The sequence below is a fragment of the Herbaspirillum sp. LeCh32-8 genome, from assembly GCF_017814915.1.
In the GTDB taxonomy this organism is placed as follows: domain Bacteria; phylum Pseudomonadota; class Gammaproteobacteria; order Burkholderiales; family Burkholderiaceae_D; genus Herbaspirillum.
Genome location: NZ_JAGIPZ010000001.1, coordinates 586,569 through 612,717, shown reverse-complemented (window position 1 = coordinate 612,717; position 26,149 = coordinate 586,569). Strand labels below are relative to the sequence as shown.

General features: G+C 63.0%; 22 protein-coding genes. 12 read left to right on the top strand and 10 right to left on the bottom strand.

From position 1 onward, the window contains the following. Positions 1–64 precede the first annotated feature (64 nt). Both crcB and J8I26_RS02905 read right to left on the bottom strand, forming a co-directional pair. Positions 65–439, bottom strand: coding sequence for a fluoride efflux transporter CrcB (crcB, locus tag J8I26_RS02910; protein ID WP_209603870.1), 375 nt, complete (start codon positions 437–439; stop codon positions 65–67). A gap of 76 nt (positions 440–515) precedes the next feature. Further along, positions 516–1,496: a LysR family transcriptional regulator gene (locus J8I26_RS02905; protein WP_209603868.1), complete on the bottom strand. Its 981-nt coding sequence runs from the start codon at positions 1,494–1,496 to the stop codon at positions 516–518. A 212-nt stretch (positions 1,497–1,708) separates the two neighbouring features. On the opposite strand from J8I26_RS02905, the gene J8I26_RS02900 reads away from it, so the two are divergent. The 5 genes from J8I26_RS02900 to J8I26_RS02880 all read left to right on the top strand — a co-directional run bounded on the left by J8I26_RS02900 (position 1,709) and on the right by J8I26_RS02880 (position 7,113). Then, positions 1,709–3,205 (top strand): efflux transporter outer membrane subunit, encoded by a 1,497-nt coding sequence (locus tag J8I26_RS02900; protein WP_209603866.1) that lies wholly within the window; start codon positions 1,709–1,711, stop codon positions 3,203–3,205. Beyond that, positions 3,202–5,445, top strand: a complete 2,244-nt coding sequence (locus J8I26_RS02895; RefSeq protein WP_209603863.1) for an FUSC family protein — start codon at positions 3,202–3,204, stop codon at positions 5,443–5,445. The genes J8I26_RS02900 and J8I26_RS02895 overlap by 4 nt, the downstream gene beginning before the upstream one ends. Then, a complete protein-coding gene (locus J8I26_RS02890) occupies positions 5,435–5,635 on the top strand; it encodes a DUF1656 domain-containing protein (protein ID WP_209603861.1) in 201 nt (66 codons plus the stop codon). The genes J8I26_RS02895 and J8I26_RS02890 overlap by 11 nt, the downstream gene beginning before the upstream one ends. 81 nt (positions 5,636–5,716) lie before the next feature. Beyond that, positions 5,717–6,697 (top strand): HlyD family secretion protein, encoded by a 981-nt coding sequence (locus J8I26_RS02885; protein WP_209603859.1) that lies wholly within the window; start codon positions 5,717–5,719, stop codon positions 6,695–6,697. Positions 6,698–6,924: 227 nt separating this feature from the next. Next, positions 6,925–7,113 (top strand): hypothetical protein, encoded by a 189-nt coding sequence (locus tag J8I26_RS02880; protein WP_209603857.1) that lies wholly within the window; start codon positions 6,925–6,927, stop codon positions 7,111–7,113. Positions 7,114–7,193: 80 nt separating this feature from the next. On the opposite strand, the gene J8I26_RS02875 is transcribed toward J8I26_RS02880, so the two are convergent. Together J8I26_RS02875 and moaE are read right to left on the bottom strand one after the other, a co-directional pair. Further along, positions 7,194–8,543, bottom strand: coding sequence for an Nramp family divalent metal transporter (locus J8I26_RS02875; protein ID WP_209603856.1), 1,350 nt, complete (start codon positions 8,541–8,543; stop codon positions 7,194–7,196). Between the two features lie 47 nt (positions 8,544–8,590). After that, positions 8,591–9,043, bottom strand: coding sequence for a molybdopterin synthase catalytic subunit MoaE (moaE, locus tag J8I26_RS02870; RefSeq protein WP_209603854.1), 453 nt, complete (start codon positions 9,041–9,043; stop codon positions 8,591–8,593). Positions 9,044–9,230: 187 nt separating this feature from the next. Here moaE and vgrG point away from each other — a divergent pair, with 187 nt between their 5' ends. The 6 genes from vgrG (at position 9,231) to J8I26_RS02840 (ending at position 17,000) form a co-directional block, all read left to right on the top strand. Continuing rightward, positions 9,231–11,753: a type VI secretion system tip protein VgrG gene (gene vgrG / locus J8I26_RS02865; RefSeq protein ID WP_209603853.1), complete on the top strand. Its 2,523-nt coding sequence runs from the start codon at positions 9,231–9,233 to the stop codon at positions 11,751–11,753. 69 nt (positions 11,754–11,822) lie between these two features. Beyond that, positions 11,823–12,512: a hypothetical protein gene (locus tag J8I26_RS02860; protein ID WP_209603851.1), complete on the top strand. Its 690-nt coding sequence runs from the start codon at positions 11,823–11,825 to the stop codon at positions 12,510–12,512. Between the two features lie 107 nt (positions 12,513–12,619). Next, a complete protein-coding gene (locus J8I26_RS02855; RefSeq protein WP_245200025.1) occupies positions 12,620–14,563 on the top strand; it encodes a DUF3274 domain-containing protein in 1,944 nt (647 codons plus the stop codon). Positions 14,564–14,583: 20 nt separating this feature from the next. After that, complete coding sequence (locus J8I26_RS02850; RefSeq protein ID WP_209603848.1) at positions 14,584–15,312, top strand: hypothetical protein; 729 nt, start codon at positions 14,584–14,586, stop codon at positions 15,310–15,312. 48 nt (positions 15,313–15,360) lie between these two features. Next, positions 15,361–15,618 (top strand): PAAR domain-containing protein, encoded by a 258-nt coding sequence (locus J8I26_RS02845; RefSeq protein ID WP_209603846.1) that lies wholly within the window; start codon positions 15,361–15,363, stop codon positions 15,616–15,618. Next, a complete protein-coding gene (locus J8I26_RS02840; RefSeq protein WP_209603845.1) occupies positions 15,618–17,000 on the top strand; it encodes a hypothetical protein in 1,383 nt (460 codons plus the stop codon). The genes J8I26_RS02845 and J8I26_RS02840 overlap by 1 nt, the downstream gene beginning before the upstream one ends. 638 nt (positions 17,001–17,638) lie before the next feature. Here J8I26_RS02840 and J8I26_RS02835 read toward each other — a convergent pair. The 6 genes from J8I26_RS02835 to J8I26_RS02810 all read right to left on the bottom strand — a co-directional run bounded on the left by J8I26_RS02835 (position 17,639) and on the right by J8I26_RS02810 (position 24,291). After that, positions 17,639–19,009 carry a gluconate:H+ symporter gene (locus J8I26_RS02835; RefSeq protein ID WP_209603843.1) on the bottom strand — a complete coding sequence of 457 codons (1,371 nt, stop codon included), beginning with the start codon at positions 19,007–19,009 and terminating at the stop codon, positions 17,639–17,641. 202 nt (positions 19,010–19,211) lie between these two features. Continuing rightward, entirely contained in the window at positions 19,212–19,844 is a 633-nt protein-coding gene (locus tag J8I26_RS02830) for a class I SAM-dependent methyltransferase (RefSeq protein WP_209603841.1), read from the bottom strand. A gap of 1 nt (position 19,845) precedes the next feature. After that, complete coding sequence (gene moaD, locus J8I26_RS02825) at positions 19,846–20,103, bottom strand: molybdopterin converting factor subunit 1 (RefSeq protein WP_209604767.1); 258 nt, start codon at positions 20,101–20,103, stop codon at positions 19,846–19,848. After that, the gene (gene glp, locus J8I26_RS02820; RefSeq protein ID WP_209603839.1) at positions 20,103–21,365 is read right to left on the bottom strand and encodes a gephyrin-like molybdotransferase Glp; all 1,263 of its coding nucleotides are present in this window, start codon (positions 21,363–21,365) and stop codon (positions 20,103–20,105) included. Before glp ends, moaD begins: the two co-directional genes overlap by 1 nt. Before the next feature lie 226 nt (positions 21,366–21,591). Continuing rightward, a complete protein-coding gene (thrC, locus tag J8I26_RS02815; RefSeq protein ID WP_209603837.1) occupies positions 21,592–23,052 on the bottom strand; it encodes a threonine synthase in 1,461 nt (486 codons plus the stop codon). 90 nt (positions 23,053–23,142) lie between these two features. After that, entirely contained in the window at positions 23,143–24,291 is a 1,149-nt protein-coding gene (locus tag J8I26_RS02810; RefSeq protein WP_209603835.1) for a hypothetical protein, read from the bottom strand. Between the two features lie 219 nt (positions 24,292–24,510). Here J8I26_RS02810 and J8I26_RS02805 point away from each other — a divergent pair, with 219 nt between their 5' ends. Beyond that, positions 24,511–26,145 carry a hypothetical protein gene (locus tag J8I26_RS02805; protein ID WP_209603834.1) on the top strand — a complete coding sequence of 545 codons (1,635 nt, stop codon included), beginning with the start codon at positions 24,511–24,513 and terminating at the stop codon, positions 26,143–26,145. Positions 26,146–26,149: the final 4 nt, after the last annotated feature.

Below are 26,149 nucleotides of genomic sequence, written 5' to 3'. Positions count from 1 at the left end.
TGCTTATTTCGAGAATCGCTTCTTGCCCGCCCGCGCCGGGCGTGACAGCGCACGTTGTACTCGTCTACCCCGCCAGTGCCCGATAGCTTGCAAAGCCGGCCACGCACAACGCGATGGAGCCCAGCAAGTGCAGCGCCGAATGGCCGATGGCCCACAGGTAATCACCCCGTTGCAGCAGGATCATGGCCTCGGCCGAAAACGTGGAGAAGGTGGTCAGGCCGCCGAGAAAGCCTGTGACGGCAAACAGCCGCCACTCCGGCGGCAGCGCCGGATGCTGCTCGAAGTAGGCGACCAGAAAACCGATCACGTAGGCGCCGATCCAGTTGGCGGCCAGCGTGCCGACCGGCACCAAATGCCCGGCCACGTTCCAGATCACCGACAATTGCCAGCGCAGCCACGCGCCCAGTGTCGCCCCTATGCCTACCGCCAACCATCCCATGCCGCCCTCCGCTGTTGTGTCGTCGTCGCGATGATGCCAGAAACTGCAACAGTTGCCGGCGCCGGCCGGCCCGGCGTCAGGACGTGTGCTCCTGCGCGGTAACGATGCCCTGCATTTCTTCGCGCAGCGTACCGATGCGCTCCAACGCCTGGTGGTCCTCCTGCAGCGCCTTGTCCACACTCTCGTGCATCCAGTCCACCCAGGTGCTGATCTTGGCGTCCAGGTACTGGCGCGAGGGATAGAGCGCATATACGCCCATGTGCTGCATGCGGTGCTGCGGCAGCACCCGCACGATGGTGCCGGCGCGCAGCGGGTCGACCGCCGAGTAGATCGGCAGCACGCCGATGCCCATGCCTTCACGCACCGCACCCAGCATGGCCTCGGCCACGTTGACCTGGAAGTTGCTTTTGACCACGGTGGCGGACACGCCTTCCGGCCCTTCCAGCACCCACTCGTCCAGCGGCGAGACCGGGCTCACCAGTTGCAGGCAGGCGTGGTTGGCCAGTTCGGCCGGCTTTTGCGGCGCACCGTATTTGTCGAGATAAGCGGGCGAGGCGCACAGCATGCTGAAGGTGCTGCCCAGCTGGCGGAAGATCAGGCCAGAGTCCGGCAATTCGCGCGCCAGCACCAGCGACACGTCGTAGCCTTCCTCCAGCATGTCGGGGATGCGCTGGGCCAGGGTCAGCTCCACCGCCACATCCGGATAACGCTTCTGGTAGCCCGAAATGGCCGGGATCACGTAACGCTGCCCAAAACTGGTCATGGCGTGGATTCGCAAACGGCCGGAAGGCTTTACATAGGCGGCGCCGGCTTCGGCCTCGGCCTCCTCCACATAGGACATGATCTGCTGGCAGCGCAGCAGGTAGCGCTCGCCGGCCTCGGTCAGGGCGATGCGGCGGGTGGTCCGGTTCAGCAGGCGCGTGCGCAGATGGCGCTCCAGGTCTGCCACCGCGCGCGAGACGTGGGCCGTGGTCAAGCCCATCTGCTGGGCTGCCGACGTGAAGCTGCCGGCATCGACCACGCGCACGAACACGCGCATGTTTTGCAAGGTATCCATACTCTTCCTATGCTGTAACCAGTTGCGCGATAAGCTCGACCGTGGATGGGCTCGCGTTTTACGCACTGGCGGATGACAGGATTGTTACCCAAAATGGAGCAATAATTATTGCAATAATTAAGATAAACAATTGCGAACAGGCGAATTTTTCCCGCAATAATTACAAAATATAATACATACCATCTGATATTTGCATATTTTTGGGTAATTCCATGAAACGCATCCCCTACCATCGCCTGTCCGCCCTGACCGTCATTGCACTCTCCCTGACAATCGCCGGTTGCGCCGACCAAGGCGGCATCAAGCCGCAAGCGCAAGTACGCGACGTCGCCACGCTGGATGCCGGCTCGGCCGTGCGCAAAGCTGGCGCGGAAGCCGGCTGGCCGCAGCGCGCATGGTGGAAGGCCTACAACGATCCGCAGCTCGACGCGCTGGTCGACGCCGCCGTGGCCGGCAACCCCAGCATGGCGATCGCCGCCGCCCGGGTGCGCCAGGCGCAGTCGATGACCGTGGTCGCACATGCCGGTGAGCTGCCCAGCGCCCAGCTGGACGTGGCGGTCGGCCGCAAGGACTGGTCCGACAACGTCTATTACGGCGCCAGCTTCCGCGACAAGCTGACCTGGAACAACACCGCCACCCTCGGCCTGGCCTACAGCGTCGACCTGTGGGACCGCAACAAGAACACTACCGAACGCGCCGAGGATGAAATGCACGCCGTGGCCGCCGACGCCCGCGCCGCCCAGCTCGACCTGGAAAGCAATGTGGTGCGCACCTACGTACAGCTGGCGCTGCAGTACGGCCTGCTGGACAACACCGAGGCCATGCTGAAGGAAGAACAGAAGATCCTCGACCTGGCGCATCGCCGCTTGAAAGGCGGCATCGGCACCCAGCTGGAAATCACCCAGGCCGAAGCCCCCCTGCCCGAAACCCGCCGCCAGATCGAAGCCTTGAATGAAAGCATCGCGCTGGTGCGCAACCAGCTGGCCGCGCTGCTGGGTCAGGGCCCTGGCGCCGGCGAGAAGATCGCGCGCCCGGTGCTGGCCTTGCATGCCGCCATCGGCCTGCCCAGCGCATTGCCGGCCGAGCTGGTGGGCCGCCGTCCTGACATCAGCGCCGCGCGCTGGCGCGTGGAAGCCGCGGCCAAGGGCATCGCGGTGGCCAAGGCGGCCTTCTACCCCAACGTCAACCTGCTGGCGGGCATCGGCCCGGCGGCCGCCGGCGGCGGCGTGCTGTCCTTCCTCAGCATGAAGAACTGGCAGACCAGCTACGGCCCCGCCGTCTCGCTGCCGATCTTCGAAGGCGGTCGCCTGCGCGGCCAACTGGGCGCCACCACCGCCGGCTACGACCTGGAGGTCGAGCACTACAACGCGCTGCTGCTGCAGGCGCTCAAGGGCATTTCCGACCAAGTCGTGACGCTGCAATCGGTGGAGCGCCAGCAGCAGCAGGCACGTGAGTCCACGGCCGCCGCGCAGAAGAACGTCGACATCTCCACCCGCGCCTATCAGCGCGGCCTGACCGACTACCTCAACGTGCTGCACGCGCAGACCCAATGGCTGCGCCAACAGCAGATCGTGCAACAGCTGCAGGCCCAGCATTTGTCGGCCTACGCCTCGCTGACCGCGGCGCTGGGCGGCGGCCTGGAGCCCATCGCAGCGCCCGCGCCTGAAGCCGACACCCGCGACGTCACCATCAAGGCCGCCGCAAAATGAACCAGCCCGCCAACACCAAGGCCAACGCGGCGCCAGCGCCTGCCTCCTTCGGAACGCAGCTGCGCGAGGCTGCCTCGGACTGGCTGCGCAATGACGGCCCCAACTGGATCTATGTATTCAAGATGGTGTTCGCCGGCCTGCTGGCGCTGGGCATCGGCTATGCGCTGGACCTGGAGTCGCCGCGCTCGGCGCTGATCACGGTGTTCATCGTGATGCAGCCGCAAAGCGGCATGATCCTGGCCAAGAGTTTCTATCGCGTCATCGGCACCCTGATCGGCTCGGTCGCCATCGTGGTCTTCGTCGGCCTGTTCGCGCAGACGCCCGAGCTGTTCCTGCTGGCCTCGGCGCTGTGGATCGGCCTGTGCACGGTGGGCTCGGCGCACAACCGCAACTTCCGCTCCTACGGCTTCGTGCTGTCCGGCTATACGGTGGCGCTGATCGGCCTGCCGGCGGCGCTGAACCCCGGCATCACCTTCGACTCGGTGATGACCCGCGTGACCGAGATCACCGTGGGCATCGTCTGCGCCGGCCTGGTCAGCGCGCTGGTGTTCCCGCAGGCCAGCGCCCCGGGCCTGGTGCGCATCATCCGCGGCCGCTTCTCGGCCTTTGTCGACCTGATCGGCGCCACGCTGGGCGGCACCACCGAGCGCAAGCAGCTCGAAGCCACCAACGCCCGCTTCGTGGGCGACATCATCGGCCTGGAAGCGCTGCGCAGCTCGGCCATCTTCGAAGATCCTGAAATCCGCCTGCGCAGCGGTCGCCTGACCCGCATGAACAGCGAATTCATGGCGCTGTCGACCCGCGTGCACGCGCTGCACCAGCTGATGAACCGGCTCCACGCCAACCCCGCGACCAGCGCGCAGACCGTGATCGCCGCGCTCTCGCCCTACTTCAAGGAAGTGCAGCCGCTGCTCACGCGTGAAAGCGGCGAGCCGGTCATGAGCGCGCTCGACGCCGCCGACGCCGCCCTCAAGCTGGAAGCCTACAAGCGCGAGTTGCCGCGCCGCGTGCGCGCCACCCGCGACACCCTGGCGCTGGACAGCGACAGCGCCATGCTGGACTTCGACACCGCCTCCGAGCTGCTGTATCGGGTGATCGAAGAACTGCACGCCTACACCCTCACCTACGCCTCGCTGACCCAGCGCCGCCATGAGCGCGAAGAGTGGGAACACGTCTACTCGCCCAAGACCAGCATGACCACCGCGCTGATCGCCGGCGCCCGCGCCTCGATCACCCTGCTGCTGCTGTCGGCGTTCTGGCTGGCCAGCGGCTGGCCCAGCGGCGACGTCGCCGCGCTCAACGCCGCCGCCTTCTGCGCCATCACCTCGGCCGCGCCCGATCCGGCCAAGGCCACGCGCACGGTCGCCATCGGCGTGGTGTTCGCCGCCATTGCCGGCTACTTCTACACCTTCCATATCCTGCCGCGCCTGGACGGCTACTGGATGCTGGCCGCCGCGCTGATGCCGGTGCTGATGCTGGCCGTGCTGCTGACCACCAAGCCCAAGTGGGCCGGTTACGGCCTGGGCATCTGCATCTTCTTCCCGTTCCTGGCGGTGCCGGACAACTTCGCCCACTTCAACGCCGCCGGCTACCTGAACGAGGCGATCGCGCTGATGGTGTCGCTGGTGGTGACCGCCGTGGCCTTCATGCTGCTGCTGCCGCCGACCACCGACTGGACCGTGCGCGTGCTGGAAAAGCAGTTGCGCAAACAGGTGGTGGACGCCTGCTTCGGCAAGCTCGGCCACCTGGCGCTGAAGTTCGAAAGCGGCACCCGCGACCTGATGCACCAGATCACCATGCTCACCAGCAGCCGCCCGACGCTGCGCCAGAACGCCTTCGGCTGGATGTTCGCCACGCTGGAAATCGGCCACGCCATCATCGAACTGCGCACCGAGCTCAACGGCATCCGCACCGAAGCGCCGGACCTGCTGCCGCCCTCGGCCTACGCCGCGCTGAACCGCCTGCGCGAAACCGTGCCGGCCCTGTTCGGCGCACCCGGCCGCGACACCATGGCGGCCGCGCTGGCGGCCAACGACAGCGCCATCGTCGAGGTCCAGCGCGCCATCGGCCCGCATTACCGCGAACGCAGCGAACGCCATCGCCTGCAGCGCACGCTGAGCTACCTGCACTTCATCCGCACCGCCCTGCTGGACGAGCAATCGCCGCTGCACACCATGCGCGCCGGCGGCGCCGGCAACGCCAACAACTCAAGCAATCCGGGAGCACGCCATGCCACGTGAAATTTCATTCTTTGACGCCTACATCCCCACGGTGCTGCTGCTGGTCATCGTGGCCGCCGCCCTGGCCCTGGTGGCCGACCGCATCCTGGTGCGCTTCGGCTTCTACGACCTGACCTGGCACCCGGCGCTGTTTCGCGTAAGCATGTTCGTCTGCTTCGCCTCGCTCATGGGGCTTTACGTGTACAGCTAGCCGCAACGCTCATCCAGCTCTTCCGCGCCAACCATTACAAGTCATACCAAAAGATAAAGAAATCATCAGGAGTAGTTCATCATGTCGGTCAAATCGATTTTCCGCACCATCATCACGTTAGTGATCTTCCTGTTGGCGATCCTGCTCGCCTGGACGCTGTGGCAGCACTACATGCTCTCGCCCTGGACCCGCGACGGCCGCGTGCGCGCCGATGTCGTCAACATCGCGCCTGACGTTTCCGGCCAGGTGGTCGCGCTGCCGGTGCACGACAACCAGCTGGTCAAGAAAGGCGACCTGCTGATGGAAATCGATCCGGCGCGCTACCAGCTGGCGCTGCAACAGGCCGAGGCCGCCGTCGCCGCCCGCAAGGCCGAGCTCGACGTGCGTCGCGCCGAAGTTGATGCCCGCCGCGCCGACCTCAGCATGCGTCGCGACCAGGCCCGCCGCCGCGCCGACATGGACGCGCTGGTGGTCTCGCGTGAAGCGCGCGAAGACGCCGGTACGCAAGTCACCGCCGCCCAGGCCCAGACCCAGGCCGCGCAAGCCCAGTACCAGTCGGCGCAAGCGAACTACGAGGCCGCCATTGCCCAGCGCGACACCGCCAAGCTGAACCTGGAGCGCACCAAGGTGTTCTCGCCGGTGGATGGCTACATCACCAACCTGAACGTGCGTCGCGGCGACTTCGCCACGGCCGGCGCGGCCAAGATCGCCGTCATCGACAGCCACTCGTTCTGGGTCTACGCCTACTTTGAAGAAACCAAGCTGCCGCTGCTGTCCCTGGGCGACAAGGCCAGGATCCAGCTGATCAACGGCGCCTCCCTGTCCGGCCACGTGGACAGCATCGCGCGCGGCATCTATGACCGCGACAACCCGCAAAGCCGCGAGCTGATCGCCGATGTCAACCCGACCTTCAACTGGGTGCGCCTGGCCCAGCGCATCCCAGTGCGCATCCATCTGGATGAGGTGCCCAAGGACGTGCTGCTGGCCTCGGGCCTGACCTGCACCGTGGTGCTGGAACCCGGCAGCGGCAAGCAGCAGAACCAGCCGACGGCGAAGAATTGAGCCGCAGCAAGCGACATAAAAAAAAGCGACCTTCACGGTCGCTTTTTTTTTTGCCTTTTAGGGTCGGACGGACTTCTGCAAATCCCGCAAGGATGACAGCGCACAATACCGCCACATGCAGGAAAGCGCCGATAGCCGCCGCGCCCCGACCGTCCTAGCATCGGAATGAGGGCCTGGCCCTGATTCATCGTGCAAGCCGGCGCCCTCAGACAAGAGGAGACATCGCCATGCTCAAACCACAAAAACCGACCGAGCCGGACAAGCAAACCGAACCTTCCATGCATCAACCCATCCATCACCGGCCGCCTTTGCCGCAAGGCCAGGGCTCCCACAATGACGGCAAGGAATACGGCACAGCGAAACGGCCCGCCGGCGGCGCGCACGCCGATCCCAGCGGCAAGGCCAGGCCGGGATGACATCAGTGGAATGACCGCATTCACAAATGAAAATGCCCGGGCCTCAGCCCGGGCATGACGGCCCTGCAAGCGCTTGCGGATCAGTCGCCGGCAAACACCTGCACCACCAGCCAGACATTGGCCGCGCTGATCGCAGCGAAGAGTATCCATGCAACGCCCGCCACCCACCACGGGTTGGCCAGATCGCCCATCAAATCGCGCCGGCTGGTCAGGCGGATCAGCGGATACATGGCAAACGGCAGCTGCAGCGACAGCACCACCTGGCTGGCCACCAGCAGCTTGCCCACCGAGTGCGGGCCCAGCGTCAGCACGCCGATCAGGGCCGGCACCAGCGCTAGCCCGCGTGTGATGACGCGGCGCTGCCAGCACGGGATCTTCAGCTTCAGGAAACCTTCCATGATCACCTGCCCGGCGATAGTGCCGGTGAAGGTGGAACTCTGCCCGGCGGCGAACAGGCCGACGCCGAACAGCACGGCGGCCGCCGCCGAACCGGTGATCGGGTCCAGCAGGTGGTAGGCCTCGTCCAGCTCGGCCACCTGCGTGTTGCCGCTCTGGTGGAAGGCCGACGCCGCCAGGATCAGGATGGCGGCGTTGAGCACCATGGCGATCATCAGCGAGACGATGGTGTCGATGCGGGTGTAGCGCACGGCGTCGGCCAGCGACGGCGCATCGCGCCGTACCGCGCGCGTCTGCACGATGGAGGAATGCAGGTAGAGATTGTGCGGCATCACGGTGGCGCCGATGATGCCGATCGCCAGATACAGCGGCTCGCGACCGGAGATGGCTTGCAGCGAGGGCACGAAGCCCGCCGCCACCGCCTGCCAGTCGGCCTTGACGAAGGCCAGCTGCGCCAGCAGGCAGACGGCGATGGTGATCACCAGGCCGAGGATGATCGCCTCTACCTGGCGGAATCCCCTGCCCTTCAGGCCCAGCACGATCAGCGTATCGAGCGCGGTCAGCATCACGCCCACCGGCAGCGATACGCCCAACAGCAGGTGGAAGGCCAACGCGCAGCCCAGCACCTCGGCCAGGTCGCAGGCGATGATGGAGAGCTCGGCCAGCACCCACATGCCGCGTCCTACCGCCGGCGGATAATGCTCGCGCGAATGCACGGCCAGATCCTTGCCGGTGGCGATACCCAGGCGCGCGCACAGGCATTGCAGCACGATGGCCGACAGGCTGGAGAGCATCACCACGAACAGCAGCTGGTAGCCGAACTGCGAGCCGGCCTGGATGGACGTGGCCCAGTTGCCCGGGTCCATGTAGCCGATCGACACCAGCAAGCCGGGGCCGATGTAGATCTTGAGTTTTTGCCAGACCGATGCGCCCGCCGGCACATCGACCGAACCGGCCACCTCGGAGGGACAGAACGGCGCCGTGGCCGTAGTGGGCAAGCCCGGGATGCGCGGCAGTTTGAACGTGAATGGCAAGAGCGGTTTCCCCTGTTTTTATGCAATGTGCAGCCGCCGTTGCGGCCTTATTTTTTCCATTTATCCAGGGCGGCGTCGTCGCTCTCGCGGGCGTCGACCCAGCGCGCGCCCTGCGGCGTCTGTTCTTTCTTCCAGAACGGCGCCTGGGTCTTCAGGTAATCCATGATGAATTCGCAGGCGGCAAAGGCTTCGCCGCGATGCGGCGAAGTGACCGCCACCAGCACGATCTGTTCGCGCGGCTGCATCGGCCCCACCCGGTGGATCACCAGCGCGTCGAAGATCGGCCAGCGCGCACGGGCCTCGGCCACGATCTGTTCCAGCGCGCGCTCGGTCATCTCGGGATAGTGCTCCAGCTCCATCTCGGAGACCGCCGCGCCGTCGTTGAGGTCGCGCACCGTGCCGACGAAGGACACCACCGCGCCGACCTTCGGATTGGCCTGGCGCAGTTGCGCCACTTCGGCGGAGAGATCGAAATCGGCGGTCTGGACGCGTACGGGCATGGCGGATCGGAATCAAATTCATTGGAAGAGAAACGATTTTACCAGCCACGTGATCTGGGCATATTCGATAAAAACGATTCATTTTCGAAGTATCCCCATTTTTTCTTACCGATATAAACATTCAAGCTCATATCCATACAATGCACTCTACGATGGCAGCCATTCCTCGTTTCCGAAAGACGATACCATGGCGGCCTCACTGCAAAACTTCGCTACAGAACAATCCGGCAAACAGCGTTACCACGTCAAGGTCCCTGGCACCGCCTCGGCTGAATTCCTGTCCGTCATTTCTTTCGAGGCCGTTGAGAAGCTGGGCGTTCCTTACTGCATCACCATCGCGCTCACGCATGCCAATGCGCTGAATCGTTCCGACTACCTAGGCAAGCCTGCCAGCTTCCACATCACACCACCCGCCCCCGACTGGCTGGCCGCTGTTCAGGCTGCGACGGAACCCAGGGCCTTCTCAGGATGCATCACACGATTCAATCAGGTCAGCCGTACTGCAGATTTTCATCAATACGAAATCGTCATCGAGCCGCGCGTAGCCCGGCTTAAGCTGGCCACCGCCAGCCGCATCTACCAGAGCCAGTCTGCGCTACAAATCATCGAGGCCATCCTGCGTCGTCATGGCTTTGACGGCAACCAGTTCCAGTTCAAGACGCGTCGCAACTACCCCGCGCACGCTTTTCGCATGCAGTACCAGCAAAGCGACTGGGACTATATTCATCTGCTGATGCGGCAAGAAGGGTTGTATTGTTATTTCGCCGCCGGCCAGCACGGTGATGTCTTCGGCGACGTCATCGTTTTCGGCGACGACATCGACCACTACATTTACAAGCCCGAGCTCAAGGTCCCTTATCGCGAGACCGCCGGCCTCGAGGCCAACACCGAAGCCATCCTCAGTCTGCAGACGCACACCCAGACCGTGGCCCAATCGGTCAAGGTCGCCGACTACAACCCCGCCAAAGCCTTGGATCGCCTTCAGAACGAAGCCAATATCGCCCGCGCTGACACCACCACCTACGGCCAGGCTTATGTCTACGGCACGCACCACCTGGATCAGGATGAAGCGCAATGGGAAGCCCGACTTCGACATGAAGCTGTCCTGGCCGGGCAAGTCGTCTACCACGGCAGCAGCAACGTACTCGAACTGCGCCCCGCGCGCATCCTGCGCATGGATCAAGACCTACCGGATGCCCCCAACGGCCAGGTCATCGTCAGCGTCACCCATCGCGGCACGCGTGATATGGCCTACAGCAATACCTACACCGCCATCCCCAGTGACCGCCGTTATCGTATTGCGCTGGATGAAGCCAACTGGCCCAAGGTTTCCGGCACGCTGTCCGCCCGCGTCACTTCTCCGGCGAACTACCAATACGCCTATATCGATTCGCAAGGGCACTACATCGTGCGCTTCGACTTTGACTTCGATGACTGGCGCGCCGGCGGCGAGAGCGTGCGTCTGCGCCTGGCCAAACCGTTTGCCGGGGGCCGGCAGACCGGCTTCCACTTTCCCATCCTCGCCGGAACCGAGGCCGCGATCGCCTTCACCGACGGCAATCCCAACAAGCCCTACATCGCCTACTTGCATCACAACAGCCGCCAGGGTGACTTGATCGTCAGCGACGACCGCTGGCTCTCGCGCAACGTCATCCGCACGCAACGTGACAACAAGCTGCAGATGGAAGATTTCGAGGGGGAGGAACACGTCAAGCTCTCCACTGAACACTCCGGCAAGAGCCAATTGACGTTAGGCCATATGCCCATCGGGCGGAAGGTCGACGGACGGCGGCAAAAGCGCGGCGCGGGCTTCGAACTACGCACTGATGCACACGGCGTGGTGCGAGGTGGTCATGGTTTGCTACTGACCTCGGACCTTCAATTGCGAGCAGGTGGCAAACAAGTCGACATGAGCGCTGCGCAAACGCTGCTTGAGCAGCTGCAAGCCCAGGCACAAGGCCTGGCACAGGTAGCCGATGTCGCCCGTGCAGAAGTGGCCGAGTTGCATATGCATCGTCAGTGGCTCAGCAATAGCGTGGCCGAACTTAAAGAAGCCGCTCTGCTGCTGTCTTCGCCCAAAGGCATCGCTGCTGCCACGCCCGTCCATATCAATCTATCGGCCGGACAAGATATTGCCCAGCGTAGCGGCGCCGACCACAGTATCAGCGCAGCCAAACGCATCATGCTGGCCGCCAGCCAGGGGCTCTCGCTCTTTACGCACAAGATGGGCATCAAGCTGTTCGCCGCCCAAGGCAAGGTGCAGATCCAGGCTCAAAACGACACGCTGGAAATAACCGGGCAGCAGGACGTCCAACTCACCAGCGCCAAGGGCAAGACTACCGTCAATGCTTCCAACGGCGTGCTATTGCATGGCGGCGGCAGCGCCTACATCAAGATCCACGGAGACAATATCGAGATCGGCGGCGCGGGCAAGCTCGATCTCAAGATCGCCAGCGTCTCCAAAGACGGTCCTGGTGCGCTCAATCTGCCCTTGCCCGCCTTCCAACAAAAAGACATCGCGCAGTCGGAACGCTATGTGTTGATGAACACCGTCACCAATCGCCCCAACATCCATCGCGACTACCGCATCCGGTTGGCAGACGGCAGCATCGTCAGCGGCACCACTGATGCCGAAGGACGCACCAGCCTCACACAAAGTGACGTGGCGCGCGGCATCACCCTCCTCACTGATCTCATTAAAGAAGGCTGACTGCAGCAGAAATGCGAACGCAGCAGCGTCCTCACTCACCGCTTCAATACAAGACCAAAAGGAATCAACATGATGAACACAGTCCGAACGGTTGGCATGAGCTTATTGGTCATCACCCTGTCCGCCTGCGCCAGCGATCCGCTGAACCAACAAAGAAAGCCCGTGCCGCCGCCGATGTATGACGTGGCGCCGCAGGTCATCTATCGCATTGACGACCATCGCTATATCTCGTTAGAAAATTACGACCGCTGCCGGGGCCAGAACTTCTACATCGATACCCAGGCCGGCATCCGCACCGAAATCATGACCGGCAACCTGAGCCAATACCGCGGCAAGCTCGTCATTGATGATCCCACCGGTATGAACATCGTCATTCCCGAAGCACCAGGAGGCGTATGCGGCGACAAAGGATGCAACGCCTACCTCGGCTACTCCACCGACGGCGGAAGAACATTCAAATACAAGAAATACATGCAGGCGGAAAGTCCCGCGAAAGACTCTCAAAACTACTCCATCCTTGTTGGGCAGGATGGGGTCTATGTAGCGGAGAAACGCAGCCAGACAAATGGGGCAACCTACGTTACCAAATACCCGCTCGTCCCCGGTATCGACCTTGATAAACCTTACCCTCCTGGAGTGCAGGGGGAAGGTTTTCCGACCTCCAAAAAACCCTTGCCGCTTCTACGCACACCATCCGGTCAGGATCACATCACCTGCGATGCCGCTATCCGACCTAGCAATCTACCGCTCCCCAAATGACCGTTGGTTGGTAATCGCCACTGGCTGATTCCAATCAACGTGCCGCTTCTGCCTCGTCAGGGCGCCACAAGCACATTCTTAGATTCAATAGTCTTAAGGAGGCCCACATGGCCGTTGTGAACTATCCCCCGCAAAAGATTTATCCGGACGGCGAATCCGGCAATCCCGCGTACCAACATCCCGATGCCATGCATCCCGTCGAGCGGCAATTCGACGAATTCGGCCGGATGTTCTGGCAGTCCTATGAAACACCAGATAGCTACAAGGTCTATGCCCGTGTCGATCTTCCGATCGGCATGCCTGGCATCATTATTTTCGTACACGGAGTCAACTCAGAAGGCGAGTGGTATGACGCTGCAGAGAAAGCTCTCTGCGACGGTTTAAATGAACGACTTAATCGAGATGACCTGACGCCCAATAAATACATCACCGTCAATGAAGATACAGGCAAACCTATCCGTCGCCAACTAACCGCCAACAATGACGGCCGCTCCCCCGTCATCCGCTTCTACTGGGGCTACCGCGCCCAGGACGGAGAACAAGACCGATGGCGCATCCCCCTTAAAAACCCCGACCAGCTCGACCGCGCCCAACATGGCCATGACCCCAAGGCCGATACGCCCTGGTATTGGGGTGGTGGCCCTTTCCAAAACGGCACCAACAATTTGCAACAGCTCTGGAGCAAGGAAGGCTTCAAGCGCCACGTGCTGGGCTTCGACATGCAGCACCTCAATACCGAAACCGAACGCCAGCTGAACGACGCGCCGCCACGCGACTATTACGCCCACGCCGCCGGCCGCCTGGCGAAGTTGATCGATACCATCCGTGAGCAGTCGCTCAACACTGTCACGCTGATGGCGCATAGCCAGGGCACCATGATCGCGCTGGCGGCCACGCTCTTGTGCAAGAAGCGCGCGCCGGATGCACTCATGCTGATGAACTCGCCCTACGCCATGACCGACAAGACCACCGATGCCCTGGCCATCGGCAGCCTGCGCCCTACCAGCGGCGCGCGCTTGCGCACCTTGCAGGCAGTGGCCGACAAGATCCGCCCCAATCAACAGTTCTTTACCCAAAAGCGCCTGGACAATATGACAGTCGGCGCGACCAAGTGCGGCCAGTTGTTCGACTGGCGGCCCGACATCGTCCACCCCTGCGGCACGCCCGAGCGCGACAACCATGGCCGGCTCTATAACTATTTCAATCCGCACGACCGCGTGATGGGCTCGGCGCCCTTGCAAAGCATAGGCTGGCAAGGCATTCCCGGCGGCGATCTGTTTGGCATGCAAGACGTGGTCAAGCAGCGCATGCTGGCGCGCGGCACGCCTTGTGGTGACGAGCCTGCATTGACGCCCTTTGGCACCTTGCCGCCGATCCCCGATCCGGAACCTGGAGTGCAACGGGGCGAGTTCTGGAACAAGAACCGCACCATCGCCGTCTTCGCCAAACTGTGGGCCGAGCCGCCCCGGGATCAGATGGTGTCGGTCAATGCGGAGAAGGTGCCCAAGCCCTTGACGAAGGAGGAGATGAGCGCCCAGCAAGCGACGGCCGACAACGGGAAGGCTATTTATTTTGATCGCGCGCTGGCCACGGCCAACGAATGGGGAGAGCTCAACCCCAAAACAGGCAAGCCCTACGAGCCCGACTTTCCCTACTTCGCCTCAATTTACGAGCGCGATACCTACGTCGACCGCGACGACATCTACAGTCCGGGCGGCAAGAAGCATGAACTGGAAACTCAGGAAGAAATGCAGAAGCGCATCACCCACTGGTATCCCATGCCCACCAACCACAGCACCATGCCCATGCACACGGAATTCATGAAACGGGTAGTGGCCTACGACCTGCCGGTGGGTTATGGAGAAAGCTACAACCTGGAGCATTGGGGAAAGCTGATCCGCCTGGCTGACTGGACTGCGGGTTACGACAAGTACTTCAACGAAGGCAAGCTCGATATCCCGCCCATGCCGCCCGAGATCGATCGCGAGACCGTCAGCGCGTACCAGCGTCAGCGTGACGAAGAACAGTTCAAGAAATTTGGAGGCGCGTAATGAAACCGAAAGGACAGAACATGAACAACACCACGATGAGCTACACCAGCTGGCGACAAAAGACGGGCATGGTCGGCACGATCTTGCTGGCCATTGGTTTAGCAGGATGCGCCAGTCAAGGCGACATGACGCCCGACCTCGCCAACATGAACATACTACGCCCCAGCCCGGATCTGCCGCCTCAGGTGGTCTATCGTATCGATGACCATCGCTATGTCTCGCTGGAGAACTATGACAGCTGCTATGGCGATCATTATTACGTCGACACTCGTCTCGGCCTGCACACCAAAATCTGGACCGACAATCTGAGCGAATATCGGGGACGCCTCGTCAATGCCGATCCGACCGGGATGAACATCGTTATCCCCAGCGCACCTGCCATCACCTGCAGGGACAAAGGTTGCAATGTCCGCCTCGCCTATTCCACCGACGCTGGCAGGAGCTTCAAATACAAACAATATATGCACAGTTTCTATCCCACCAAAGACTCTGAAAACTACTCCGTCCTTGTTGCGCAGGATGGGTTTTACGTCGTGAAAACGCATGAATATGCAAAGGGAAAAATTGACAACAGAGTGACCAAATTTCCTCTGGCATCAGGCATTGATCTTGAGAAGCCGTATCCAAATGGACTGCACGATGAATATCTATCAAATAAACCACTTCCGCCCCTGCACACGCCCTCTGGTCAAGAACGTTTGAGCTGCGATGCCACTATCCGTCCAAGCAGTCTGCCGCAGGCTAAGTAGCCGTGCGCCATATCTCTTGCGTATTTTCATTCAACCGAAAGATCCAACATGAGCAAAAACATCGCCTGTCTGGGCGACGCCACCAGCCACGGCGGCGCCATCATTTCTGCCTCCTCCACCTTTGTGCTGCACGGCAAACGTGCCGCGCTGGTGGGCGATGAGGTTTCCTGCCCACGCCATGGCAACAACAAGATCATCGAAGGGGTTACCGGGCTTTCCGAAGGGGGCCGGCTGCTCGTTGCCGATAGCTGCCGCTGCGCTTGCGGTTGTGTGATTATCGCCGGTGGCTCCGGCATGGAGGCGTGATGCGTTATTCATGGACGATGGTCGAGGTCCCCGTCAAGACGCCCACCAAGAATCATTCGCCCTGGTTGTTTGTGGTGCTCTTCGTTGTGTTACAGATTCTGGGCATTGTGCTATGCCTGATCACCTGGCCAGAAGGCAAAGCGCCTGACATTCTCTTTTGGATAAGGCTGCTGATGCCGACCATGGCGTGGATTATGGTCAGTTGCATTTTGCTGGGCCGTATCGAAATGCACCAGATGATGGAGAAAAACTGGCGCTGCCTAAGGCAGCAATACGCCATCTACCGCCAGAATTGGGCGCAATTGCACTGGGTCGTCTCGGCGGTAGCAGTGGTGACGCCGGAGGCCGATGTTGCAGAACGCTTGCTGGGTCTGGAAGGCGCCAGACCTGAGAATCCCGGGAAAAACCTGTCTCTGCCATTGGATGGCGATGGTAATGGGGACCGATGCGCGACGCTGCTGATGCAGCTGTTATCACCGCTGGCCGAGGCTATCCGCGCTGCGGGGAACATCTCGCCGCCGAGAGTCTATCTGTTGGGCAACGCCATCGATGATGAAGCCGCGCTTGCACTTATCTGGAAAGAGCTTGACTTACCCAGGTATCAAGACCTCTTGAAGTCGCCACCGGATCCATTTCTCTTCGATGGCACGCATCAGAATCCTTCAAAGCCGTGCAATGTGATTTTGAGCTATCAATTGCAAGAACGGGCTGACGATGCGTCGAATTGCTCTGAATTGGGAGCCGGACTGGTTTTCATCACAGACGAGGTCGCCAATATGCTCAAGATGAAGGTGCGTACGGTCATCATGCGCCCCATCGAGAGCGAGACGGAAATGTTGGGGGAGTCGCTGAGGACTCTCTCTCAAGGGCGACAAACAGATTGGACGGCGCTCAGGCACACATGGATCAGCCGGCTCGGCAAACCCGCCCGCAATGCTGCTCGCGCAGCAGTTCACGAGCTCGCACCCAATGCCGCCTTGCATGATGTGGACCATGCGCTGGGTAAGGCCGGCGAATCCAACGGTTGGCTGCAACAGGCACTGGCGGTGCAAATGGTCAAGCATGGACAAGGTGACCAATTGGTCATTAGCAGCCGAGATGCCGATAACGTGACGTGCAATCTGCTTACTGCAAAACCCTTGCCGCCACTGGCGCAGGCCGGATATGTCGTTCCCTTATCAAACTATCTCTGTCTTGCTTTCTTCGTTCCGATCAGCGTCTGGTTCGTCAACGATGCCCTTCAGGATGAGGCGACGATTGCGTCGCCGCTCATCATGCTGGGGCTGAGTCTAGGCACGATGGTCTTTTTGATGCTGGTAGGGATTCTTTTTACGCACCTTACCGCTCGGGATTTCTGGCGCAAGGTCGATGGGCTTGACTAATTTCGCCACCTGTTCATGTATGAGCATTTAGGCATGTTGGGCTTTGTAACGAAAATGAATTGCAGCCAGGAATAGCGCTATGCATAGTCGAAACGGTCACCGCCACCGCGTTCTTTGTCATGGAAGGAAATCCAGTTGACTTTTTGATCTCCGCTCTTATGTGGATAACGGTGCTCGGCCTGGAAATTTATATCAGTGTCGCACTATGGCGTAACTCTGTTGCATTCAGGTTGTATTGGGAGGACATTGCTGACGGTACATGCCCTGACCACGGCATGCAAATCAGAAGCGAAAACATGCGGAAATGGTATCGCAGACCTGGTGCGCCACTTCGGCGGAGAGATCGAAATCGGCGGTCTGGACGCGTACGGGCATGGCGGGATCAGGAAATGAATGGAGTGCTGCGGGAGATTCTACCAGCGGCGCGGCGGCTGCAAACGACACTGGATCCCGGCCTGCGCCGGGACGACAAGAAGCTGGCAACCTGAACCACCAATGGTTCGCGTTCATCCATTACCTGTCGTCCCGGCGCAGGCCCGGACCCAGCGACGTTAACGGAGCCTGATGCTATCGCCCCCGCCACAAAGCAAGGATGAACGAGCAGAACACCGCCAGCAGCATGAAATCAGGCTTGGACATCAAACCAGGAATCCCCACAGCACCAGCGTCATGCCCAGGCCGATCACCGACACGATGGTCTGGATCGCCGACCAGGTCGCCAGCGTCTGTTTCAGGTTCAGGCCGAAGTATTCCTTGACCATCCAGAAGCCGGCGTCGTTGACGTGGCAGAAGAACACCGAACCGGCGCCGATGGCCAGCGCCATCAGCGAGTTGTGGGTGGCCGACAGGCCCGCCACCAGCGGCGCCACGATACCGGCGGTGGCGGTGGTGGCCACGGTGGCCGAGCCGGTCGCCTGGCGCAGCGCCACGGCGATGATCCAGGCCAGCAGGATCAGCGGCATATGGGTGCCTGCGGCGACCTTGGTGATGGTGTCGCTGATGCCCGCAGTCAGCAGGGCCTGCTTCAGGCCGCCGCCGGCGCCGATGGTCAGCAGCAGGCCGGCGATCGGCGGCAAGGCCTTGCGCAGCGTGGCGCCGACGTCGAAGCGGCTGCTGCCCTGGCCCCAGCCCAGCACCACCACCGCAAACAGCACCGTGACGGTCAGCGCGATGATGGGCTCGCCGAAGAAGTTCAGCATTTCAAACAGCTCGGTCTTGGGCGTAACCCAGATGCGCGCCACGGTGCGGCCCAGCATCAGCGCCACCGGCAACAGGATGGTGACCAGCGCCGCGAAGAAGCCGGGCTGCGACTTCTTTTCGCTGGCGTTGAACAGCTTGCCGATCTGGTCCGGCTCGGAGACGTTCAGGCGCGGCGCCAGGAAATTGCCGTACAGCGGGCCGGCGATGATCACCGCCGGAATCGCCACCACGAAGCCCAGCAGCATGGTGGTGCCAAGGTCGGCATGCAGCGCGCTGACGGCGATCAGCGGGCCCGGATGCGGCGGCAGCAGCGCGTGCAACGTGGTCATGCCTGCCAGCGCGGGAATGGCCACGCGCATGATGGGCAGCTCGGCGCGGCGCGCCATGACGAAGATGATCGGCGCCATCATCACCAGGCCGACCTCGAAGAACAGCGGCAGGCCGATGACCAGCGCCACCACCGCCATCATCCACGGGATGGCGCGGCCGCGCGCGTAGCGCAGCAACGTGGTGACGATCCGGTCGGCGGCGCCGGAGTCGGCCATCAGCGCACCCAGCATGGCGCCCAAGGCGATGATGATGCCGGCTTCGCCGAGCAGGCTGCCGGCGCCCTTGCTAAAGGCCTTGGCGATGTCTTCCAGCGGCAGGCCGGCGCCGATGCCGGCCACGAAGGTGCCGATCAGGATGGCGAGAAAGGGAGCGATGGACAGGAAACTGATCAAGACGACGATGGCGACCAGCGCCGCCAGCGTCACCAGCAGGAGCTGGGTGTCCTGGGCCGCCCAGGCGGCCAGTTGAGTGGATATCACGATGTGTTCCTTCTTTAGGTGTGGATGAATGCGCGCCGTTTATTGTTCACGGCGTCTGGTGCAACTCCCCCATTGCTCGGGCATGTTTGGCGCATGCCCGGTCTCCTCCCAAAGAAACGGATCGTTAAGCGAAATCTTGAAGCGGGTCTCGAAATGAAATCTTGAACCGCGCCCGAATCCGCCAGGGCCGATGGCGGCCGCGTCAGATCTTTTGCCAGACGCTGGCCAGCCACGGTTGCTGCTCGCGCGGCAATCCGTCAGGGCGGTAATAATGCCGCAATTCGACGAATCCTGCAGCATCCAGGTAACGGCGCCAGCCTTCCAGGCTATGCCACACGCCGTAGCGCTCGCCGCTCCAGCCTTCGACATCCTCGCCGCGCGGGTTGGAACTGAACAGGATGCCGCCCGGCTTCAAGGCATCGCGCAACTGGGCCAGCACGCGCGGCAGCGCGGCCGAGGGCACGTGGAACAGCGAAGCGTTGGCAAACACGCCGTCAAAGCGCTGCGCCGGCAGGTCCAGGTTCACGAAGTCCTGGTGCAGCACCTCGCACCCGGAAGCCTCGCGCGCCATTCGCACGAACTCCTCGGTGCCGTCCAGCCCCACCGCTTCCTGCCCCAGCCTGGACAGCGTCACAAGGTCGCGTCCCGGCCCGCAGCCGAAGTCGAGGATGGAAAACGGCCCGTTGCCGGCCGGGCCGCGGCGCATCGACAAGGCATCCAGCAGGGCTTCAATATTCTGGCTGACGTCGTGGTCCCAGGTGCCCGCGCGAAAGCCGTCGGCATTGCGGCTGTAATGGCCCAGCGTGCCGGCCGAGGCATCCTCGCGCGCACTCATCTCAGCCACCGGTCACCGGCGGGAAGAACGCCACCTCGCCGCCGTCGGCGATCTCGGTGTCGGCTTCGGTCATATTGTGGTCGTAGGCCATACGCAGGTTTTTCTCCGGGCTCAGCACCTGGGCCCAGACGCCGCCGCGACCGATCAGGAAGGCGCGCACGTCGCCCACGGTCTTGACGCTGTCGGGCACGGTGATGACTTCCTGCGACGTCTGCAGTGCCTCCCGCACGCTGGCGAAGAAGCGGAGTTCTATTTTGATCAAAGCAAATCCTGGAAAGAAATGAAGGAAACGGTATCGCCGGCGGCAATCGTGCGGCCCGGCGGATTGTCGATCACGCCGTCGGCCCAGACGGTCGACGTCAGCACATTGGAGCCCTGGCTGGGGAACAGGTCAAGGCCGCCGCCGGCGTTGCGGCGCACGCGCAGGAATTCCTGGCGCTTGTCCGCCTTGGGCCAGCTGAAGTCGGCGCGCATGGCCACCGGTTGCGGCAGCGCGGCTTCGCGCGGCAGGCCTTGCAGGCGCAGCAGGAAGGGACGTACAAACATCAGGAAGGTGACGAAGGACGATACTGGATTGCCCGGCAGGCCGATGAAGAAGGCGCGGCCCTGATCAGCCGACTGGCGGTTCACTTCACCGAAGGCCAGCGGCTTGCCCGGCTTCATGGCGATCTGCCACATGTTGATGCGCCCTTCCGCCTCCACTGCCGGCTTGACGTGGTCTTCCTCGCCCACCGACACGCCGCCGCTGGTGACGATCAGGTCATGCTGCTGTGCTGCCTCGCGCAGGGTCTTGCGGGTCGCCTCGAGATTGTCGGGCACGATGCCGTAGTCGCTGATCTCGCAGCCCAGCTTCTCCAGCAGGCCACGCAGAAGGAAACGATTGGAGTTGTAGATGGCGCCGGGCTTCAACGGCTCGCCGGGCATGGTCAGTTCATCGCCGGTAAAGAACACCGCCACGCGCACGCGGCGACGCACGCTCAGTTCCGCCTGGCCCACCGAGGCGGCCAGGCCCAGCTCCTGCGGGCGCAATCGCGTGCTGGCCTCCAGGATGGCGCTGCCCTGCCGGATGTCTTCGCCGATATAGCGCACCCACTCACCCGGCTTGGGCGCGTGACGCACGATGACGTGCTCGCCATCGGCCTCGCAGGCTTCCTGCATGACCACTGCATCGGCACCCTCCGGCATCATCGCGCCGGTGAAAATGCGCGCGGCGGTGCCGGGCGGCAGCGGCGCGCCGACATGGCCGGCGGGAATGCGCTGCGACACCGGCAAGCGGGCCTCGCCCGAGGCGCAATCAGCGGCGCGCACGGCATAGCCGTCCATCTGCGAATTGTCCATGCCCGGCACGTTGATGTGCGCCTGCACCGGCGCGGCCAGAATGCGGCCGCAGGCATTGAGCGTGGAGACGGTCTCGACGCCCTCGACCGGCGCTGCGGCGTCGAGCAAGGTCTGGAGCGCCTGCGCCACGCTTTGCAGCGCAGGACGGCCGGGAGAATTCTGTGCGGGAGTATTGGCTTGCATGTCTTGCCTGTGACGAGTCGGATGATGGACGACGATTTGCGATCTTGCCTTGCGGTCTTGCCTTGCGCTGCCGCGTTGTTGTCGCATGAATACAGCGACCCGACATTCTAATGCAAACGGCGCATCCGCCACGGCCGACGCAGCACGCTGCCGCTTTATGAAAAACGCCGCGCGCGCCGTCGTGGCGCGGGCGGCGTCATCAGCGCAAAACGCGCCTGGCTTTCGCTTACAGGCCGGTGTGCTCGGCCACGTAAGTCTTGACTTGGGCGGCCTCTGCCGGCATTACTTCAAAGCGCTGCGGCAACGCCTCGATGTTCTCGAAACCGGCCGGACGATCGGCGTCACGGCCCAGCGCTTCGCGGATGGTTTCGTTGAACTTGGCCGGCAGCGCGGTTTCCAGCACGATCATGGTGACGCCCGGCGTCAGGTTCTCGCGCGCCACCTTGATGCCGTCGGCGGTATGGGTGTCGACTGTGATGCCGTAGCTCTTCTCGGCGAAGCGGATGGTCTCCAGACGGTCGGCATGGGTCGAGCGGCCCGATGCGAAGCCGTACTTGATCACGCTGGCAAACTCGTTGCCGTCGCTGCCCGGCTTGCCGGTCAGGTCGAAGCCGCCGGCGGTCTCGACCTTGTGGAACAGCTCCTTCACGCGGCCGGCGTCGCGGCCCAGCAGGTCGTAGACGAAGCGCTCGAAGTTCGAGGCCTTGCTGATGTCCATGCTGGGGCTGCTGGTGTGGTAGGTCTCGGCCGACTTGCGCACGCGGTAGACGCCGGTGCGGAAGAACTCGTCGAGCACGTCGTTCTCGTTGGTGGCCACCACCAGCTTGTCGATCGGCAGGCCCATCATGCGCGCGATGTGGCCGGCGCAGATGTTGCCGAAGTTGCCCGAGGGCACGGTGAAGGACACCTTCTGCTCGTTGGAAGTGGTGGCGGCCAGGTAGCCGCGGAAGTAGTACACCACCTGCGCCACGACGCGCGCCCAGTTGATCGAGTTGACGGTGCCGATCTTCTTGGCCGCCTTGTAGTCGAGGTCGTTGGAGATTGCCTTGACGATGTCCTGGCAGTCGTCGAACACGCCTTGCACGGCGATGTTGAAGATGTTGGGATCCTGCAGGCTGAACATCTGCGCGGTCTGGAACGCGCTCATCTTCTTGTGCGGCGACAGCATGAAGACGCGGATGCCCTTCTTGCCGCGCATCGCGTATTCGGCGGCGCTGCCGGTGTCGCCGGAGGTGGCGCCGACGATGTTGAGCTCCGCGCCCTTCTTGGCCAGCGCATATTCGAACAGGTTGCCCAGCAACTGCATGGCCATGTCCTTGAAGGCCAGCGTGGGGCCGTTGGACAAGCCCTGCAGCACCAGCTTCTTGCCGTCCTTGTCTTCCAGCGTGCGCAGCGGCGTGATCTGCGCGGCGTCCTCGCCGGCGCGGGTGTTGCGATAGACGTCGGCGGTATAGGTCTTGTGCGCCAGCGCCTTCAGGTCGGCCTCGGGAATATCGGTGGCGAACTTCTTCAGCACTTCGAACGCCAGGTCGGCGTAGGACAGCTTGCGCCACTGGTCCAGCTCGGCGCCGCTCACCTGCGGGTATTGCGACGGCAGGTACAGGCCGCCGTCCGGCGCCAGGCCGCCCAGCAGGATCTCGGAGAAGGAAGGAGTGACAGAGTGACCGCGGGTGGAGACGTATTGCATGACGTGTGAAGGCAGCAGAAAAGCGCGGTGTGCGCGTAGTGGGCGGAAAATCGGAAAGACCCACATTATAGCGCCCCGCCGCGCTCCCGATCACATTTGCGCGGCGCCCGGCACCTGCGGTTCCGACAGCAGCAGCATGCGCAGCAGCTCGGCCTGGCGCCGCGTGCCGGTCTTGGCGAACAGGCTGGCCAGGTGGGTGCGCACGGTATTGCGGCTGACCTGGGTCGACAGCGCGTAACTCTCCACGGTCTGGTTGTCCAGCAGGGCCTCGGCCAGCCGCGTCTCGGCCGGCGTCAGGCCGTACATCTTGCGCAACGCAGCGCCGCGCGGCAGCGGCCGGCGCGCCATGTCCTGCAGGATCACCAAGGCCAGCGGCCCGTCGTTGGCGCGCTCGTGCAATTGCGCCGGTCGCGCCGGGATCACGGACACCACCAGCGGCTGGGCGCTGCGCTTGCGGCGCACCGCCAGCCACTCGCCGCGCCGCCCTTCGACGGCGGTCGCCTGGGTGATGGCCGCAGCCAGCGCGCGGTTGGCGCCGGCATCGTCGGCCTGCAGACGCTGCGCCTTGATGCGCACGCCGTCGGCCGCCGCCAGCATATCGGCGGCGACGTTGTTGAAGGACACCACGCGCCCGGCGGCGTCGACCCAGACGGTGCCGTAGGGCAGGTGCTGCAGCAGCGTCTGGTCGGCCTGCTGCTGGCGCTCCAGCGCGCGCAGGCGGCTGCGCAGCTCGGCCGAGCGCACGAAGTGGCCGGTGGCGCGCGCCAGGAATCGGCGATCATCCTCGTCGTATTGCTCGGCCCCCAGCGGGCGCAGGAAGGACAGGCACTCGTTCTCCCACGGCGCGCCGCCGATGCGACCGACGACCAGATGACGCACGCCGTACTTGAAGAGGAAGTCGTTGTAGATCTCGCTGCGGCGTACGAAGCGTTCATCGAAGCGTTCGTAGTCGGCGCGCCACTCGCCCACCGCGCCGGTAGCCACCCATTGCAGGCGCTCGTCCACGCTGCTGTAGTAGCTGCAGTACTCGGCTTCGCCGGCGCTCAGGGCCTGGTCGCTGATGACCGAACTGAAGATCTCGCGGGTGGGCACGTTCATGTGCAGGTAGTGCCCGGCGAAGGCGCCGATCTCGTCACACATCATCTGCATGGCGGGCGCGATCTGCCCGACATCCTGCACCGACTCGTAAATCAGCTCGACCAGGCGGTCGAACCGCTGTTCCTGATTGGCGTTTTTCATTGTTATATCCCCGGGTCGCTCGTGAGCGGCGACCGTATTGACCTGCCCCTTGAGCGAGCATAGAACATTTCACTTTCTCATTCAAACGGATGAGGTTTTTTTTGTCGCATCTACCTAGAATTTTCTCCGGACCAACACCGGTCAGCTCGCCTTCCCCAGGAAGGCTTTCGTCAGGGGGACGAAGCAACCGGTGTGGTGGGGATTCCGGGGAGAAACAACATGCAGGACAACGCACAGCAAGGCCGCGCCGCCGCGCTCACCGCCCGCTGGGGCAAGCAGTTCTTCATCGGCGCCATGGCCGCCGGCCTGCTGACCGGTTGCGCCACGCAAGGCTATGACCACAAGGCCGCCGGCACCGTGGGGGCGATGCAGGCCGGCAATGCCGAGATGGCGCTGCAGGCGCTGGAGCAACAGAATCCCGACAAGGACAAGGACTTGCTCTACTTCATGGAAAAGGGCGAGCTGCTGCGCATGAAGGGTTCCTATGAGGCCAGCAAGGAAAGCTGGCTGGCCGCCGACGAGAAGGTGCGCGGCTGGGAAGAACAGGCCAAGACCGATCCCTCCAAGCTGCTGGGCGACGTCGGCTCCTTCCTGATCAACGACACCACCCGCCGCTACGACGGCCGCGACTACGAAAAGACTTTCATCAACCTGCGCCTGGCGCTGGACCACCTGGCCATCGGCGACTGGGATTCGGCCCGCACCGAGATCAAGAAGATGCACGAGCGCGAGGCCATCATCGCCGAGTTCCGCAGCAAGGAACTGGATGCCGCCAAGAGCAGCGCCGAATCCAAGGGCCTGAAGACCACGTCGTTCAAGGAACTCAACGGTTACCCGGTGGAAACCCTGAGCGATCCGCAGGTGCAGGCGCTGAAGAACTCCTATGAATCGGCGGTGGCCAACTACCTAGCCGGCTTCGTCTACGAAGGCCTGGGCGAGCCCTCGCTGGCCGCCGCCGGCTATCGCAAGGCGATCGAAATGCGCCCCGGCGAGGCGGTGCTGGAAGACGGCCTCAAGGGCCTTGATGGACGCGTACGCGCGCGCTCGCCCAAGCTGGTGGACACCCTGATCGTGATCGAGTCGGGCAGCGCCCCGGCCATCACTTCGATGACCCTGCCGATCCTGCTGCCGATTCCCAGCACCAGCGGCTTGTCCATCATCGCCACGCCGATCTCGTGGCCGGTGATTCGCGCCGCGGACACCTCGGCCGTGCCGGGCTCGATCACCATCGACGGCAAACCGACGCCGGTGGCCCTGCTGACCAGCGTCGACCAGATGGCGCGCAAGGCGCTGTCCGATGAAATGCCGGGCATCATCGCGCGCTCCTCGGTGCGCGCCATCACCCGCGGCGTGGCGCAAAAGGCGATCGACAACAACGCCGGCTCGCTGGGCGCCTTCGGCTCGCTGCTGAGCCTGGCCGCCAAGGTCGGCTCGGTGGCCATTGAAGTGGCCGACGAACGCACCTGGCGCACCCTGCCCAACTTCTTCTCGGTGGCGCGGGTGAAGCTGCCGGTGGGCGCGCACACCATCATCCTGCCCTCCGCAGCCGGACCGCTGACGCGTGAAGTGAAACTCTCCGGCAACTATGCCGTGGTGACCATGCGCACCTCGGGTCCGGCGCTGTACCTGGCGCAAACCCCGTACGACGAACAAAAGGCCGCGCTGGCCATGGCCGCGCCGGATACCCCGCCGGAACCGGAAAAGCCGGTCAAGACCGCCAAGGCGGGCAAGAAGGCCGCGCCCAACGGCAACGCCGCCAAGGCTGCCGCTGCGGCCAAGGACAAGGCGCTTGCCGCGGCTACCGCGAAGAAGAGCGCGATCGTGCCCGTCTCGGCCTCGGCTGCGGACAAATAAGCAG